The 17919-nt window shown below is 35.8% G+C and carries 15 protein-coding genes; 1 reads left to right on the plus strand and 14 read right to left on the minus strand.

The annotated features are described in order from the left end of the window. Nucleotides 1-11: 11 nt before the first annotated feature. Nucleotides 12-1679 (minus strand): L-lactate permease, encoded by a 1668-nt coding sequence (gene lldP, locus JGE69_RS16745; protein ID WP_170815249.1) that lies wholly within the window; start codon nt 1677-1679, stop codon nt 12-14. A 374-nt stretch (nt 1680-2053) separates the two neighbouring features. Between lldP and JGE69_RS16750 the strand changes: the two genes are divergently transcribed. Next, nucleotides 2054-3424: a phosphomannomutase CpsG gene (locus JGE69_RS16750; protein WP_199114023.1), complete on the plus strand. Its 1371-nt coding sequence runs from the start codon at nt 2054-2056 to the stop codon at nt 3422-3424. 47 nt (nt 3425-3471) lie between these two features. Here JGE69_RS16750 and galE read toward each other — a convergent pair whose 3' ends face one another. From galE to JGE69_RS16815, 13 genes are all read right to left on the minus strand, one after another. Continuing rightward, nucleotides 3472-4488: a UDP-glucose 4-epimerase GalE gene (gene galE, locus JGE69_RS16755; protein WP_199114021.1), complete on the minus strand. Its 1017-nt coding sequence runs from the start codon at nt 4486-4488 to the stop codon at nt 3472-3474. Next, on the minus strand, nt 4481-6151 hold the full coding sequence (gene pgi, locus JGE69_RS16760; protein WP_069121875.1) for a glucose-6-phosphate isomerase: 1671 nt from the start codon (nt 6149-6151) through the stop codon (nt 4481-4483). Before pgi ends, galE begins: the two co-directional genes overlap by 8 nt. Beyond that, nucleotides 6148-7410 (minus strand): nucleotide sugar dehydrogenase, encoded by a 1263-nt coding sequence (locus JGE69_RS16765; RefSeq protein WP_069121874.1) that lies wholly within the window; start codon nt 7408-7410, stop codon nt 6148-6150. Before JGE69_RS16765 ends, pgi begins: the two co-directional genes overlap by 4 nt. Nucleotides 7411-7516: 106 nt before the next feature. Then, nucleotides 7517-8392, minus strand: coding sequence for a UTP--glucose-1-phosphate uridylyltransferase GalU (gene galU / locus JGE69_RS16770; RefSeq protein ID WP_069121872.1), 876 nt, complete (start codon nt 8390-8392; stop codon nt 7517-7519). 11 nt (nt 8393-8403) lie between these two features. Then, complete coding sequence (locus JGE69_RS16775) at nt 8404-10278, minus strand: nucleoside-diphosphate sugar epimerase/dehydratase (RefSeq protein WP_069121871.1); 1875 nt, start codon at nt 10276-10278, stop codon at nt 8404-8406. Between the two features lie 142 nt (nt 10279-10420). Further along, on the minus strand, nt 10421-11596 hold the full coding sequence (locus tag JGE69_RS16780) for a DegT/DnrJ/EryC1/StrS family aminotransferase (protein ID WP_069121870.1): 1176 nt from the start codon (nt 11594-11596) through the stop codon (nt 10421-10423). A 24-nt stretch (nt 11597-11620) separates the two neighbouring features. Then, nucleotides 11621-12280, minus strand: coding sequence for an acetyltransferase (locus tag JGE69_RS16785; protein WP_069121868.1), 660 nt, complete (start codon nt 12278-12280; stop codon nt 11621-11623). Then, complete coding sequence (locus JGE69_RS16790; protein WP_069121867.1) at nt 12277-12885, minus strand: sugar transferase; 609 nt, start codon at nt 12883-12885, stop codon at nt 12277-12279. Before JGE69_RS16790 ends, JGE69_RS16785 begins: the two co-directional genes overlap by 4 nt. Beyond that, complete coding sequence (locus JGE69_RS16795) at nt 12886-14028, minus strand: glycosyltransferase family 4 protein (RefSeq protein ID WP_060466539.1); 1143 nt, start codon at nt 14026-14028, stop codon at nt 12886-12888. A gap of 2 nt (nt 14029-14030) precedes the next feature. Beyond that, the gene (locus JGE69_RS18100) at nt 14031-15167 is read right to left on the minus strand and encodes a hypothetical protein (RefSeq protein ID WP_060466538.1); all 1137 of its coding nucleotides are present in this window, start codon (nt 15165-15167) and stop codon (nt 14031-14033) included. Beyond that, a complete protein-coding gene (locus JGE69_RS16805; protein ID WP_203250352.1) occupies nt 15161-16336 on the minus strand; it encodes a hypothetical protein in 1176 nt (391 codons plus the stop codon). The genes JGE69_RS18100 and JGE69_RS16805 overlap by 7 nt, the downstream gene beginning before the upstream one ends. Beyond that, nucleotides 16333-16875 (minus strand): acyltransferase, encoded by a 543-nt coding sequence (locus tag JGE69_RS16810; RefSeq protein ID WP_081325600.1) that lies wholly within the window; start codon nt 16873-16875, stop codon nt 16333-16335. The genes JGE69_RS16805 and JGE69_RS16810 overlap by 4 nt, the downstream gene beginning before the upstream one ends. 2 nt (nt 16876-16877) lie before the next feature. Further along, a complete protein-coding gene (locus tag JGE69_RS16815) occupies nt 16878-17903 on the minus strand; it encodes an NAD-dependent epimerase/dehydratase family protein (protein ID WP_199114019.1) in 1026 nt (341 codons plus the stop codon). Between the last annotated feature and the right edge of the window lie 16 nt (nt 17904-17919).

The following is a 17919-nucleotide window of genomic DNA, read 5'->3' on the forward strand; positions in this document are numbered from 1 at the left end:
CTTCACTGGAGTTATGGAATCATCCACGGAACAAGATAAGCCTGAACCGTAATAATGATGCCAACAAAGACAGTGAATATGATGCTATGTTTTACCGTGAAACGGAACAAGTCAGACTCTTTTCCAACTAAGCCTACCGCAGCACAAGCGATAGCAATCGACTGCGGAGAAATCATTTTACCTGTCACACCACCGCTGGTATTAGCAGCCACCAACAATACTTCGGGAATACCAATTTGCTGCGCTGTAGTTGCCTGTAGAGCCGAGAACAAAGCGTTTGAAGAGGTATCTGAACCCGTAAGGAATACACCAAGCCAGCCCAAAAATGGTGAGAAGAAAGTAAACGCATGACCCGTATGCGATAGAGCCAAAGCCAAAGTTGCAGATAAGCCTGAATAGTTCGCAATAAAAGCAAAAGCCAACACCATACCAATTGAATAAATCGGTGTTTTCAACTCATTGAGTGTTTCACCAAAAGTCGTTACTGCCTCACTTGCTTTCATTTTTAAGAAAATAGCAGTGATGATTGCGGCAATAAAAATTGCAGTACCTGTTGCAGAGAACCAGTCAAACTTATAAATCGCTTCGTATGGTTTCATCTCTGCCACAATTGGCGGCATTTTTTCGACCAATTTATGCAAATACGGCACTTCAAGTTTAAAAATCCAGTGCTCAAGAGCGCCATCTTTTGCAAATAATGCTTTAAATGGCTTAATACTCCAGATGGTGACCATCACCGTTAAGATGGCAAATGGAGACCATGCCTTCACAATTTTGCCAATGCTATAACGTTGAACCGTAGTAGGTTGTTGAGTTAAAGTTTGGCCAGCTTCAGGTTCAAAACGGAAAATATGTTTTGGTTTCCAAACACGGAAAAGCAAAGTCAGGCTCACCAATGAAGCAATTGCTGCGGTAATGTCTGGTAACTCAGGGCCAATAAAGTTAGATGTAAGATACTGGGCAATCGCAAAAGCGCCACCACCGACTAAAACCGCAGGCCAAGTTTCTTTAACACCACGCCAGCCATCCATAATCGCCATGATCCAGAACAGCACAATAATGACTAAAAATGGTAACTGACGACCCACCATCTGGCTAATTTCCATGGTGTCTACACCAGAAACCTGCCCCGCCACAATAATTGGAATACCCATTGCACCAAATGCCACTGGCGCTGTATTTACAATCAAGCACAGACCCGCTGCATAAAGTGGTTTAAAGCCTAAACCAACAAGGAGTGCAGCGGTAATTGCGACAGGAGCACCAAAGCCAGCCGCCCCTTCAAGGAAAGTACCAAATGCAAAACCAACCAATAGCATTTGCAGACGTTGGTCTTCGGTAATCGACAAAATGCTTGAACGAATAATCTCAAACTGACCTGTTTTTACCGAAATTTTGTATAGAAAAACTGCCCCAATAATGATCCATGAAATTGGCCATAGACCATAGAAGAAACCGTAAATAATGGATGCAAAGGCCATTTGACCCGGCATTTGATAGAAAAAGAGCGCAATCAATAATGCAATAATGACTGTGCCCGTACCCGCGATACTACCTTTTAAACGAAAAACTGCTAATGCTAAAAAGAAGAAAATAATCGGGATTAATGCAACCGCACTGGACAGCCAAATATTATTTAAAGGGTCATAAAGTTGTTGCCACATATTGAGCATTGTCATCTCCTTGAAATGCCGGGGCGAATTTTTGTACCTTAAATTCTTAAACATTCAACACAATTGGTATGACCAATTAAAAATTAAGTGCAAATGTTGTTCCTTAAACCACAGACCGCATCATAAACACAGATATTGGTAAGATCAATCATTAAATAATCACTATAATTGGTAAGACCAATAGTACTAAATAAAATCAAGACATTTCAAACTTATGGATTTACTTATTAGACTAAAGTCTTAAAAATACTTTCTTATAAACTTAAATATGACTTACAGAAATGAAGTGAAAAATTTGAACATAAAACAATAAACATAATCATTTATTGATAAATGTATAATAATGCCCAAAACTTAAATGATTTGTATTGAACTGAATAATGACTACTTTAACTTGTTTTAAAGCCTATGATATCCGAGGCAAACTCGGCACCGAATTGAATGAAGAAATTGCCTATAAAATTGGCCGTGCATACGGACAAATCTATAAACCAAAGACCGTGGTTGTAGGTTGTGATATTCGTCTAAGCAGTGAGTCTTTAAAACAAGCAACCATCCGCGGCCTAAATGAGGCGGGTGTAAATGTGCTTGATTTAGGCATGACGGGTACTGAAGAAGTTTACTTCGCAGCTTTTCATTTAGATGTACAAGGTGGAATTGAAGTTACTGCTAGCCATAACCCAATGGACTATAACGGTATGAAATTGGTTCGAGAAAATGCTCGTCCAATTAGTGCAGATACTGGTTTAAAGGAAATTCAGGCTTTAGCAGAAACCAATAACTTTGAAGAAGCTAGCCAAAAAGGTATAACTCAAAGCTATAACGTTTTGCCTGAGTTCGTTGACCATTTACTGACTTATATTGAACCTGCAAAAATCCGTCCATTAAAGTTAGTGGTAAACGCGGGTAATGGTGCAGCTGGTCATGTGATTGATGCTATTGAAGAAAAATTTAAAGCGCTTAACGTGCCAGTTGAATTTATTAAAATTCACCATGAAGCAGATGGTACTTTCCCAAATGGCATCCCTAACCCAATTTTAATTGAAAACCGTGACAGTACCCGTAATGCCGTCATTGAGCATAAAGCAGATATGGGAATTGCTTGGGACGGTGACTTTGACCGCTGTTTCTTGTTTGATGAGAAGGGCCAATTTATTGAAGGCTACTATATTGTTGGACTCTTGGCTCAAGCTTTCTTAATCAAACAGTCAGGCGAAAAAATTGTTCATGACCCACGTTTAGTGTGGAACACATTTGATATCGTCGATGAATACAAAGGCATTGCCGTACAGTCAAAATCTGGTCATGCATTCATTAAAGATGTCATGCGTGAACACAATGCCGTATATGGCGGAGAAATGAGTGCACATCACTATTTCCGTGACTTTGCTTACTGCGACAGCGGTATGATTCCGTGGTTACTCACCGTTGCCCTAATCTCTGAAACAGGACAATCTCTCTCAACACTTGTTGAAAATATGATTACCAAGTTTCCTTGTAGTGGTGAAATCAACTTTAAAGTAGCTGATACACAAACCACTATTCAAAAGATTTTCGATTTTTATGCCGATCAGAATCCACAAATTGACCGTACCGATGGTGTAAGCCTCGACTTTGGCGCATGGCGTTTTAACGTCCGTGCTTCAAATACTGAACCGTTATTACGACTCAATATTGAAAGCCGTGCAGACCGCCAAGCTCAGCCAATGCAACATTATGTAGATGAGTTGACTGGATTGATTCAAAACTAATCAGAAATAAAAAAGGAGCAATTTGCTCCTTTTTTATTGTTATTTATTTAGTTATAGCCATTAGGGTTTTGCTTCTGCCAATTCCAACTATCAGCAAGCATATCTTCTAAACCATATTGCGGCTGCCAACCCAACTCAGCAACTGCCCGACTATTGTCTGCAAAAGATGTGGCTACATCTCCAGATCTCCGCGGTGCAAATTCGAAAGCTACAGGCACGCCATTAACTTTTTCAAATGTATCCTTAACTTGTAAAACAGATGAACCATTACCCGTACCGATATTCCATGCACGACAACCTGTCGCATTCAATCGGTTATTGAGAGCACATAAGTGCGCATTCGCTAAATCGACCACATGGATATAGTCACGCACACCAGTACCATCCACAGTTTCATAATCATTACCATAAATGGATAGTTTCTCGCGGCGACCAACAGCAACTTGTGTCACATACGGCATTAAATTATTTGGAATACCCTGTGGGTCTTCCCCAATACGTCCACTTTTATGTGCACCGACTGGGTTAAAATAACGAAGTAATGCGATTGACCATTTTGGATTAGATGCGGACAATTTTTGTAATAATTGCTCAACAATCAGTTTAGTATAGCCATAGTTATTACTTGGCATACCTGTTGGCATTTCTTCATTTAATGGAGATATATTGGCTTCATCATAAACTGTTGCAGATGAGCTAAATACAAGCGTATAGACACCTGCCTTTTCCATCGATTTAACCAGTTGAACGCTGCCGGCAATATTATTATCAAAATAAATGAGTGGCTTTTCCTGACTTTCACCCACTGCTTTCAAACCTGCGAAGTGAATAACCGCATCAATAGTATGTATTTGAAATACACGGTCCAACTCATCTGCATTGCGGATGTCACCATGTACAAAAGTTAAACTTTTTTGGGCGATATCTTGAACTCTATTTAAAGATTCTTCAGAACTATTTGAAAGATTATCAAAAACGATAACTTCATGACCAGCCTGCAAAAGTTCAACACATGTGTGTGAACCAATATAACCTGCCCCGCCAGTGACTAAAATTTTAGCCATCTACTTTTCCTAACAATATTTTAATTAATCCACGTGTTGAGGCATCAAGTTTTGAAGAATCATTTTGAACGCCACTTAAAATCGGGAGTAACTGATCAGCGATTTGTTTACCCTTTTCAACCCCCCACTGGTCAAATGGATTAATATTCCAAATTACAGATTGAACAAAAACTTTATGTTCATATAAAGCAATTAACATTCCCAAACTATAAGGATTTAGTTCTTTTAATAATAGGGTAGAACTCGGCTGATTACCTTCATATTGCTTATAAATTGGTAAATTTTCTAATTCAGTTGAATCCAAAGCTTCATTACCGAATGCCAATAAGCGTGATTGCGCCAAGCAATTAGAGAGAGCAAGATGATGTTGCTCAACTAAGGCATCTGCGTTTTCAGCATAGGTAAAGTGGTCTGCATTATAACGTTGTATAGGGGCAATAAAATCGCAGCTGACTGCTTGGGAGCCTTGATGTAGCAATTGATAAAAGGCATGTTGAGCATTTGGACCAACTTCACCCCACACAATTGGGCAAGTATCTAGCTCAACTTTTTGACCATTGCGCTGCACCGACTTACCGTTAGATTCCATTTCTAACTGTTGTAAATAAGCAGCAAAATATTTTAAACGTCCATCATAAGGCAAAATGGCATGAGTCTGAATATTTAAAAAATTATTATTCCAAATTCCTAATAATGCCATTAAAACAGGAATATTTTGATCAAAACTCGTATTTTGAAAATGCTCATCGACGGCGTGAGCTCCTGCTAAAAGTTGCTTAAATCCGTCAATACCAATCGTCAAAGCAATAGGTAAACCAATACAAGACCACAATGAATAGCGACCACCTACCCAATCCCATAGCAATAATTGATTTTCAGGTGCAATTCCCCATTCAGACATTTTGTCAGCTTTTGTGGACACTCCAATAAAATGGCTTTTTAATACGCGGGCATGTTTCCCTAATGTCTTTTCTAACCACTGACGTACTGTTTGGGCATTTGATAAGGTATCAATCGTCCCAAAAGATTTTGAAGAAATAATAAATAAAGTAGTTTCTGGGCGAAGTTGATGGAGTAGTTCTGATAGCTGACTACCATCCATCGTTGAAACAAAATGAGTGTTAAGGGGCTTAGCCGTTTTCACCTTAAAATCAGACAACGCATGAGTCACCATTTGTGGTCCTAAATCAGAACCACCCACTCCAATATTGACAACATCCTGGATCACTTCACCAGTAGCACCACGATATTGCCCTGCATGGATTTTTTCCACTAAGGCATACATACGTTCTAACTGACTATGGACTTGTGCCGTTAATTCTGGAAACTTTGAATAGTCAGCGGGTAAACGCAATGCCCAGTGCATTGCTTCGCGTTGTTCGGTACAGTTAATTTTATCTTGTGAAAAAAGACAATTAATCCATTGGGTTAAGTTTCTATTCTTCGCAAGAGCCACTAACTGTCCTAAAATATCTTTAGTTACCCGATGCTTACTGTAATCAAAAAATAATTGATCAAACTTTACTGAGTAATTATGAAAACGATCTGGCTCTAAAGCAAATAACTCTTTGATATGTAATTTTGAGTTTTCTTCACCTAAAGTTTGAAGATGAGCTAGAGGTGAAACTAATTCCTTCGGAAATTGCTCAATTGATTTACTCATAAGCGACCTACTCCTTCATAAGCAAAACCTTTCGCTTTTACATATGCTGGATCATAAATATTACGTCCATCTAAAATTAACGGATGTTTCATTAACTGTTGTAGTTGCTTAAAGTCAGGGCTCCAATATTGCTTCCATGCCGTGACTAAGCACAATGCATGGGCACCTTGTACAGCTTCATATTGATCAGTGCATAAAATTAAATCTTCACGAGCCCCATAAGTCGCAGCTATTTCATCTAAAGCTTGAGGATCATGCAGGCGCACTATTACGCCTTGTGCCCATAACGCAGCCAATAAAATATGGATCGGTGAGTTATGTATATTTGAAGTATTTTCTTTAAAAGAAGCGCCCCAAATCGCAACCGTTTTGCCTTTTAGACTACAGTGATAGTAATTCCATAATTTACGGAATAAGATTTCTTTCTGTTGCTCATTAATCGCCCACACTTGTTCTAAAAGACGGCTTTTTGTTCCTGTTTCAGATACGGTACTCGAAAGCGTTAAAATATCGTGTGAGAAATTCTCACCACCAAATCCCACACCTGGCGATAAATATGCAGCGCCAATACGTGTATCAGCGGCAATACCATGCTTTACATTCGCAATATCAATACCTAGCTTTTCGGCAACCATCGCTAAGTCATTCATATAACTAATACGGGTAGCCAACATGCCCGAGATACTAAGTTTGGTAAACTCCGCATCTAAAATTGGCATAAATAAATATTGATAACTAAATTGGAAAAAAGGACGCAGTAACTCTTGCATGGTCTCACTTGCATTCCTAGATTCAACACCAACAATGACATGTTTTACATTCAATACACTATTGATAGCATTACCCTCCTGAATCACATCAGGAAAGTAAACCCACTCATCTTTTGGCAAGTGCTGTTTTAATTTTTCTGTACCGTGTAAACCAAAAGTTGAACCATTAATCATTAATCTAGGATGAACAATTGGTCGCTCACTCAGTTTTTGTACGGTTTTTAAAGCAAGTTCAATTTGTGTAGGACTAAAACAAAATAAATATACTTCAATATCTAAAGGGATCTCGGAAAAAGGGCTCTCAATTAAAAAACCTGCTTTTCTTTGTTTATTTAAATAATTATTTACTTCTTGATCTTGATACGCAAGGACAGAAACATCTTCTTCACAACTTACACAGGTACACCAATAAATTTGGTTACCATATTCAGCCAATAATGCCGCCATAACACCGGCATGTAACGTCGTTCCAAATACTGCGATTTTCATTGCACACCTGATTTATAGATTTCTATTCCTTTTCCAGGAAAAGAATATACTGCTCTGCTACCATATTCAGCAGTTTTTACAAATACTTAAGCAGAGCTACAAAACTTTATAGTTTAAGTTCTTGAATCAGATGTTTAAATTCTAATCCCAATTTAGGATGTGCAACACCATAATGTAGTACAGCTTTCAAATAACCAAGTTTACTGCCACAGTCAAAAGTTTGACCTTGCATCCGATAGGCTTCCACTATGTCTGTACTTTGAAGCATCGCAATAGCATCAGTTAACTGAATTTCATTGCCCGCTCCTTTCGGCGTATTCTCTAGAAGCTGCATAATCTTAGCCGGTAAAATATAACGTCCGACTACAGATAAATTAGAAGGTGCAGAGCCGACAGCAGGCTTTTCTACAATACCCTGCATGACAATACTTTCACCCTCAGCCGGGCTCTGTTTTACATCGACAATCCCATACTGATCTACCAGATTATCGGGTACTGCTTCAACCATGATTTGAGCAGCTTGGCTCACTTCATAACGAGAAATCATACGCGATAAATCATTTTGCCCTGAGCTATCTTTAACTAATACATCTGGTAATAACACAGCAAAATCATCTTGACCAATAATACTTTTTGCACATAAAACAGCATGCCCCAACCCCAAAGGTTGAGGCTGTCTTACACTCACTACGCTTACATGAGATGGGATAATCTGAGTAATCTCATCAAGCGAATCAAACTTTTTCTTTTGCTCTAAAGTCGTTTCAAGTTCAAAGTTTCGATCAAAATAATTTTCAATTGATGCTTTAGATGAGTGCGTTACCAGAATAATTTGCTCAATTCCTGCTTCCACAGCTTCACGCACTACATATTCAATCGCAGGACGATCAACTACTGTGACCATTTCTTTAGGAATTGACTTACTTGCCGGTAAAAAACGTGTACCTAATCCAGCTACAGGTAAAACTGCCTTTTTAATCACACATTCACTCTCTAATTAACCATAATATCTTTACTACGTTTATAGCCATCAACATAGTGTTCAAGTTGACATAACGCCCAATCAATATCTTGCTGGACAGCTGTCATATTATTTACTCGATCAAAAACTTCTTGAATTTCTGTAAGAGGATAGAATTTCTCAAATGATCGAAGAATCCTACTATGCTCGGTATATTCAGTATTCTCTTGATCAATTAACAATTCTTCATAAAGTTTCTCACCTGGGCGTAATCCACTATATTGAATTTCGATATCCCCTTGCATTGAACCTTGTTCACGCACGGTTAAGCCACTTAAAGAAATCATTTGTCGAGCTAAATCCTGAATACGGACAGGTTCACCCATATCAAGTAAAAATACATCACCACCTCTACCTAGAGCACCAGCTTGAATAACTAACTGAGATGCTTCAGGAATAGTCATGAAGTAGCGTGTTACTTCTGGATGAGTCACAGTAATTGGACCACCTTTGGCAATTTGTTGTTTGAATAACGGTACTACTGAGCCAGAAGATCCTAATACATTACCAAAACGCACGATACTAATTTGAGTCTGTTTTTGAGCTTCAGCCATGGCTTGGCAGTAAAGCTCTGCCATACGTTTTGATGCACCCATGACATTAGTAGGACGCACTGCTTTATCGGTCGAGATGAGAACGAATGTCTCCACACCTTTTTTCACAGCTGCATTTAGACTATTCGCAGTACCAATCGCGTTGTTCTTTAATCCTGCAATTGGATTACACTCAACTAAAGGTACATGTTTATAGGCAGCAGCATGGTAAACGGTCTGAACACCATATTGCTCAATAATACGTTCTAATTTCTGCTGATCTTGCACTGTACCTAAAATAGGAACAATTTCACATTGAGCCGCTAGACGTAATTCTTTATCTATACTATAAAGCGCAAACTCTGTAATTTCATAAATAATCAACATTTTAGGCTGATTTTTAATTATTTGACGGCATAACTCAGAACCAATAGAACCACCCGCACCAGTGACCATAACAATCTTATTATGGATATTTTTTGCAAGTAAATGATCTACAGGAGGTACAGGGTCACGTCCCAGTAAATCAATAATGTCTACTTCACGAATATCTGCAACTTTGAGCTCACCATCAACAAGTTGTGTAAGACCAGGAAGCTCAGTAATTTTGAGATGTGCAGGTTCTAGCTGTTGAATAATTTCACTTTTACGCACACGACCGACTGAAGGTAATGCTAGCAAAATTTCATCAGTTTTATACTTTTCAAAACGTTGTAAAGCTTTTTCTAAAGATAGTACTTTTAAACCACCAACCATATGGTCTTGTAAAGATGGATTATCATCAATGAAAAAAACGGGTAAATGATTACCTGAACGATAAAGCACAGCTGCAATTTGCTGCCCTGCATCACCAGCACCGTAAATCGCAATTCGCTTACGCTCTTCACCAGTCTGTAACGTAGCTTTTACGATAAAACGAATAAATGCACGACTACACCACACCCAACTAAACATTAAGAAGCCGAACATTAATGGAATTGAAGTCGGAACAAATGCAGGTGAAAAAGCATTCATGCCATATAAAACAATGACCATCAACGTAACCGCAATTGCTAATTTAGCAATAAAGGCTTCATTAAAAGTACGAACAATAAAGCGATAAACTCCAGTTAACATTAAGCTTAAGATGGCTAAAATTGTAACAAATGCCACACCATAGTTAATGCCTGGAATAACTTCAGCACCTAAATCAAATAATCGAATGGCATAACATAGCCACAAAATAACAGGAAAAGCGAATAGGTCGATAAGAACCAAAAAACATTGTTTTGTAAGCCGAGGAGCTGACGCAAACTGATAAATAATCTTTTTCACAATACTCTTCTAATCGTTCTAGTAACCGTGCGATATTTATACTCATTTCTTATATAAGTAGAAATAAAATTTACGCAGCGGTTACATAACTTTAAGTCAGATCATAATTCAAAAGAAAGCTATGTGAATAGCTTCACATTTTTTATGGTTGTAAAGCTCTATTAACAGCATTAATTGCAAGAATCGTTTTTTCTATACTTTCTTGACTCAAAGTTGGATGAACCAAGAACATTAAACTGGTTTCACCTAATTTCTGTGCATTTTCTAGACGCTTTTCTGGACGCCATGCTGTACCATCAAATGCGTGCTCTAAATAAACTTCAGAACAAGACCCACTAAAACAAGGCACTTCCTGAGAGTTGATTTCTTGCATAATGCGATCTCGTGACCAACCATCTGGCAGGGCTTCTAAATTCACTTGGACATAGCATTTATAATATGCATGAACATAATCTACACAGGGAGTATGAACACTAAAGAAAGGAGAGCCGTCAAAGGCTTTTAAAATCTTTTCTGCATTTTCAGTACGTTTTTTAGTCCATTCAGCCATACGGGTTAACTGAATTCGGCCAATCACAGCTTGCATTTCCATCATACGCCAGTTAGTACCGAATGAGTCATGTAACCAGCGGAAACCTGGTGGGTGCTGTTTATTATAAATACTGTCGTAACTTTTACCATGGTCTTTATAAGACCACATTTTTTTCCAAAGCGTTTCATCACTCGTGGTGACCATACCGCCTTCACCACCAGTTGTCATAATTTTATCTTGGCAAAATGACCATGCTGCAATATGCCCGATAGAGCCTGCTGCTTTACCTTTATATTTTGCTCCATGAGCTTGGGCGCAGTCTTCAATAACATATATACCACGCTCAGCAGCAAGTTGCATAATCGGATCCATATCACACATCCAACCAGCCAAATGTACACAAATAATGGCTTTAGTATTTGGTGTAAGTACCGCCTCAATAGTACGACGTGAAATATTTTGAGAATCTAATTCTACATCTGCAAAAACAGGATTAGCGCCAGCTGTTACAATCGAACTTGCTGAAGCTAAAAAAGTACGAGACGTCACAATAACATCATCACCTGCACCAATATCTAAAGCTTTTAATGCGACATCTAGAGCCACGGTACCATTTGCTAAAGCAACCGCATATTTTGTATCAGAAAACTCAGCGAATTCTTTTTCAAAAATTCTACACTCTTGACCGGTCCAATAATTTACTTTATTTGATAGTAATACATTTTTGACTGCGTCAGCTTCTTCTGTTGTAAAACTTGGCCATGGTTCAAATGCAGTGTTTAACATTTTAACTTCCTAATAAAATATTTCTTACTTTCTTTCTAAAATTCTTGCAGGATTACCTACAACAGTTACGCCAGCAGGAACACTTTTGGTTACTACGGCGCCCATACCAACAATAGCACCTTTACCAATTACTAAAGGCTTATCAGGTGTGCCCTGTTTAATAACTGCTCCAGCACCAATATATGCATGATCTTCAATGTGAATATTGCCATTGCATTTAACGCCAGGGGCAAAAGTCACATAGTCTCCAATCACGCAATCATGCTCAACATAGCTGTATAAATTAGCATGAAAACATTTACCAATTTTTATGTTTGATGTAATTGAAACAAAAGGACTTAGGGCTGCTCCTTCACTAATTTTTACGTTATCCATAATTACTGTATTATCAGCTTGGATGGACCAAAGTTTAACACCATCAACAACCAATTGATTTGCGATTTTTTCACGGATCTGACTATTCGCAATTGCAATTAATACGTATTTATAAGAGCAATTTATTGATTTAAAAGATTGATAGTTTAAAGCTCTATGGCCATTTACTAATTTTTCTTCTTGTAAACTATCATCAATAAAATAAATTTCAGCTGAAATACCCTGACGTTGAAGCTGTTGTCTTGCAACAGGCATCAAACTACGGCCACAGCCCGAAGCACCATAAATAGCATAGACCTGATTATTCATTTATCTGCTTCCGATTTTGAACCTGTAAACTTCGTCATCGTCGCCTCGCCAGCTTCATTAATATCATCTTTAGCGATTACTTTTTTAACGGTTTGCAGCATTATTTTAAAGTCTAACCAAAGTGATCTATTTTCAACGTACCAGGTATCAAGTTTAAATTTTTCTTCCCAGCTAATTGCATTGCGTCCATTCACTTGAGCGTGACCAGTCATACCTGGACGTACATCATGACGCTTTGCTTGTTCTTTATTATAAAGTGGCAAGTACTCTATCAATAAGGGCCTTGGACCTACAATACTCATATCACCTTTGATTACATTCCAAAGCTCAGGCATTTCATCTAGACTAGTAGAACGAAGCATTTTACCAAATGGCGTTAGGCGCTCACTGTCTGGTAAAGGATTACCTTGCGAGTCTGTTGCATCTTTCATTGTCCGAAACTTAATCATTTCAAACGGCTTACCATGTAAACCAGGACGAACTTGGCGGAACAATACTGGCGAACCTAAGTTTTTTTTCACTTTATATGCAACATAAAAATATAAAGGTGAAAGTAGAATTAATGCTACAGAAGCAATAATGATATCAAGTAAACGTTTTAACACTTATTTAATTCCCATTTCTGTCATCATATGATGATTCACTTGATGTACATCATATTTATGTAATGCAATCTCTCTAGAACGTGTTCCCATAATTTCAGCCAATTCAGGATTCTGAATAAACTTTCTCATTGCCATCTCTAAGCTAGTGACAGACTTTACTTCAACTAAATAACCATTTCCATCGTGCTCTACAGTTTCTCTACATCCAGGAGCATCTGTTGTAATAATAGCTCGTCCCATAGACATTGCTTCTAAAACAGTACGAGGTGTGCCTTCTCTATATGAAGGTAATACATAAATTGAACTTTCAGCAATAGCGGGACGAACATCAGAAAGCTTTCCCCAATATTTAATAATTTTTCCATCAATCCATGAATCTAATTCTTGTTGTTTGATTGCGGTTGGATTTTCATCTATCCAACCCACTAAATTAAATTCAATTTGAGGATATTCTTTTTTAATTAATTTAGCAGCGTCTACATACTCTCTTATTCCTTTATCTTGTAATAATCGAGCAATTAATAAAAATGAAACCCTAACTTCACCATTCACAGCACGAGGCAAATTTACAACTTCAAAATCAGTCACATTAACACCAGACCCGTTGACAACTACGGCTGGCACCTTATTACTTAATAAATTTAATTGTTTGAATAAAGCAAGGTCATCAGGATTTTGAAAAAAAACCTTGGATGATCTTATTAATGCTTGTTTATAAAGCCAATGTACGACTTTTTGAAACGTGCTTCTTTTACTTGTACTGTCTACATTCTGAAAAGCATATCCCAATCCTGTGATGAGTGAAAAACGATTTGGCACTTTTGCCAAATAAGCGGCAAGCGTGCCATAGATCACAGGTTTAATCGTATATGACAAGACATAGTCTGGTTTAATTTTCTTTGTAATTTTATAGATTTCAAATAGTGTTTTTATATCTGCAATTGGATTAGTCCCAGTTCTTTGCATTTCAACAGAGTAAACAGAGTAACCAAGTAATTGCAATTTATTTACTTCATCTCGAAATAGTTCTAGATCTGGAGCAATAATATGAATTTGATAGCCTTTTTTATGAATAGCTTCAAGTAATTTTCCACGAAAATTTAATATTGAAGGAAGAAAACTAGAAATAATAACAAAATTCATAATTAAATTTTCCTTTCACTAGAAAGCATAAACATAAGTAAAACCGTTAAAATTGGTATATACAACATTACTCTCATTCTGACCATAATACCTAAATTTGCAGAAATTAAAGGCATAAATAAAATAAATAATGCTATGAATATTAAAATAAAAATTTGTTTAGAATTATTAAATTTATCCTTAGTAAAAAGATAATAATATGAATACAGTAAAATACCAATAACTACAACGCCTTCCGCCATTGAAAATAATGAAAGAGGATCTAGTGATAACCACGGTAAACCACCTAATACGAAAGCGAGCATTTTTAATATATAAGGTTGTGAAGCGAGCAATAATCCTGAGCCCTCCTCAGAGTAAGCTTCGTTTCTATTTTCTACAAATCCACCGATATCCGAGAAACCATCTTCAGAATATTTTTGAATAAAACTAAACAGAAACTGATACAAAACAAAAAGTGATGGAATTGACAAAACTAAAATTATAAATCTATAAACACCCATAGATATTTTCTTAATTTTAAAATTACCATATATAAATTCATGCAGTATAAAAGTTAAAAAAACAATTGCAAAAACATGAATCCTAATTAATGCCAAGAAAACTAATGAAAACACCAACAACTTTATCTTTTTATAAATATAAGCATATAAAAATAAAGATATAAACAATAAAATCAAGCAATCTTTCCCAATAGCTACTGTCCAGAAATGAAGACCAGGAATAAAAAGTAATATTGTAAGGAATAAAAAACTATTGGAAGAAATTTCTCTCTTGGAATAAAAATTATAGATTATTAAAAAAAAGGATAGAATAACCCACGAAGATATCATGCTAAAAAATAAAAAAACGTTTTCATAGCTATTTAATATATAATTTATAAAATGAACTAAATGTACTAAGAATCCTGTACCACTAGAAAATGGAAAGTTTTCTAATTGTTCAGTTCCCCAAATATAGTAATTAAGACTATCATTTGGTCGTCCTAATGAGTAAAAATAAAAGCCTAGAGAAAAAATATAGTGATATAAATTTAAGAAAAAAGATATTACCAAAAACGAGAATGACTGCTTTCTAGCAATAAAATAAAATATTAGATACGTAAATAAGGCAAAAAATAGACAGCTCAATATTAACATATCAATTTACTCTTCCTTAAAGAAAACATTAAAATCATACTTGTCATCAATGCAGAGGTAAAAACATATAAAATAGAGAATTTAAAAGCAAATTCTCTATAATAAAAACATAGAAAAACCAGTAAAAGAGAAACTAAAATCATTGGTAAGATAAGAGCAATATTAATAACATTTTTCATTTTCTTTGAAAAACTTGCAGTTAAATTAACCCCTCGTAAAAGTAATGAAATCAACATTACAACAAAAGATAGTCCAAATAAAAAATAGTTATCACTCAATTCATTTATAAAAATATAAAAACCAAAACATAATCCAACGATAATTAAATTAATTAATAAGTATTGATTAAATCTTGTATCAATAAATTTCTCTATTAAACTAACTTTTACGCTTATTAGAAATTGCATCAAAGTAGTAGTAGTAGAGGCTAACAAATAGACAATTGTAAAAATACCCAACCCTTTTTTATCATTAAAAAAAATGAAAAAATATCTTGGTACAAGGCTATTTATACTAATTAACAATGAGTTAAAACCATATAAAAAATTATCCTTAATATAGTCAGTAATATTTTTTATATCTGGACCTTCATTAAATCTTCTTTTTTCTACCACTACATCTATTACAAAGAAAGTAAAATATACTCCCAAAAGTAAATAAAATACAAATTCTATAGGATTCAACGAAAACTGCTTAAAATAAAAAAATATTAACCCAAATAAAATTAAGAATAATCTTTTAAATATAACAAAAAAAGCATTTCTAAGTTCTTTAATTGAGACTAAGAATGAAATATAAATATCTGAAAATAATTCAAAAACTTTATAGAGACCAGCAACAACTAAAATTTTTATTGGTTGATGAGTCACTAAATAAAAAACAAATAAAATACCTAAAAGTAATAAAACAACCATACCACTTGCAAACAAACTTTGTAAAAATCTTTTTTCTTTATCTTCTTTTATATTAACAATGTTAATATATTCAACATATCTAAATTGACTAAACATAACGATTGGTGCGAGTATCGTTGCGTAAGTTGCAAACTCTTCAATTCCTTGAACTCCCATTTGCACCCAAAGGAATAGAAAAATTAAACTCATTATCAAAAGTGAAGAGAACTTCAGAAATAAAATCTGAAGCCCCTCTAAAATTCTAGAAAATTTCATATATCACGTATCTTTTTAACAGGAACCCCTCCATATAGAGCTCCTGAGTCTGATAAGCTTTTCGTAACAACAGCACCAGCTGCAACAACACATCGCTTCGGAATTTTTACTCCCGCTAAGATACGCACTCCGCAACCTATCCAAACATCATCATGAATTTCTAAGTTGTCACAAACGACAGGATTATATTTAATAGGTAAATTATTATCATTCCATGTATGGTTAGTAGAAATCAAGCTAGAAGCATGAGCAATTGCTACATTATCACCAATATCAATTCCCCCTAAACAAATTAATGTACACTGATGATGAATACTTACATTATTACCTAAGGATAAATTTCTAACACTTTCAATAGAAACAAAGGGACCAATATAAACATTTGTTCCACATTTTTTTAATCTACCAGCAATTAGAATATACCGTGCTACAGCTCCAAATTTTCCGTCAAAAATATCTAGACAACGCCAAAAAAAATGAAAAAGAAAAAGCGGGAGTAATGAAGTAATACGAGCTAAAACGGTAAATATTTTCCACATATTTATTTACCATTATTCAACAAGTACCAATTCACAGCCAAACCTATTCCTTCAAAAATTCTAAATTTTGGATCATATCCTAGTAATGTTTTGATTTTAGTTACATCTGCTTGAGAATGCCTTACATCACCAGCTCTAAATTCACGATAAACAGGTTCTTTGTCACAAGAAATTCCATTTTCGTTTAAAGCAGATTTAATAGCCTTAAACAAATCATTTAAAGTAGTTCTATCTCCTACCGCCACATTATAGACTTGATTTTTAGCTTCATCATTTGCGATGGCAGCCAAAATATTAGCTTGTACTGTATTTTCGATATAACAAAAATCGCGACTAGTTTCACCATCACCATTAATAAATACATCATCTCCTTGAATCATAGCTGCTGTCCATTTTGGAATAACTGCAGCATAAGCTCCATTAGGATCTTGACGTTTACCAAACACATTAAAATAGCGCAAACCTATTGCTTTAAAACCATATGTACGAGCAAAAACTTCAGCATAAAGCTCATTTACATACTTAGTTACCGCATAAGGAGATAATGGATTACCAATATTTTCTTCTACTTTTGGTAACGCCGGGTGGTCACCATATGTAGAGCTACTCGCAGCATAAGTAAAACTTTTGACTTGAGCGTCTCTTGCTGCAACGAGCATATTTAAAAAACCCGTAATATTGGCACTATTTGTCAATATTGGATCAGCAATTGAACGCGGAACAGAACCAAGAGCGGCTTGATGTAAAACATAGTCAACGTTAGCGCATGCCTTCTGACAATCCTCTAAGTTACGAATGTCACCATTATAGAAAGTAAAATTCTTCCATTGGTCACTGCTCACTAAAGTCTCTACTTCATCCAGATTATATTGATGACCTGTAGCAAAGTTGTCTAAGCCAATTACTTTTTGATTTAATTTTAATAGAGTTTCTAACAGATTTGATCCAATAAAACCCGCAACACCCGTTATTAACCATGTTTTAGGATTGCTCTTAAGCTGCTCCAATACTTCTTCATAGCGATTCATATTTATTCTCAACAAA

The sequence above is a fragment of the Acinetobacter sp. C13 genome, from assembly GCF_016809775.1.
Taxonomy (GTDB): Bacteria; Pseudomonadota; Gammaproteobacteria; order Pseudomonadales; family Moraxellaceae; genus Acinetobacter; species Acinetobacter pittii.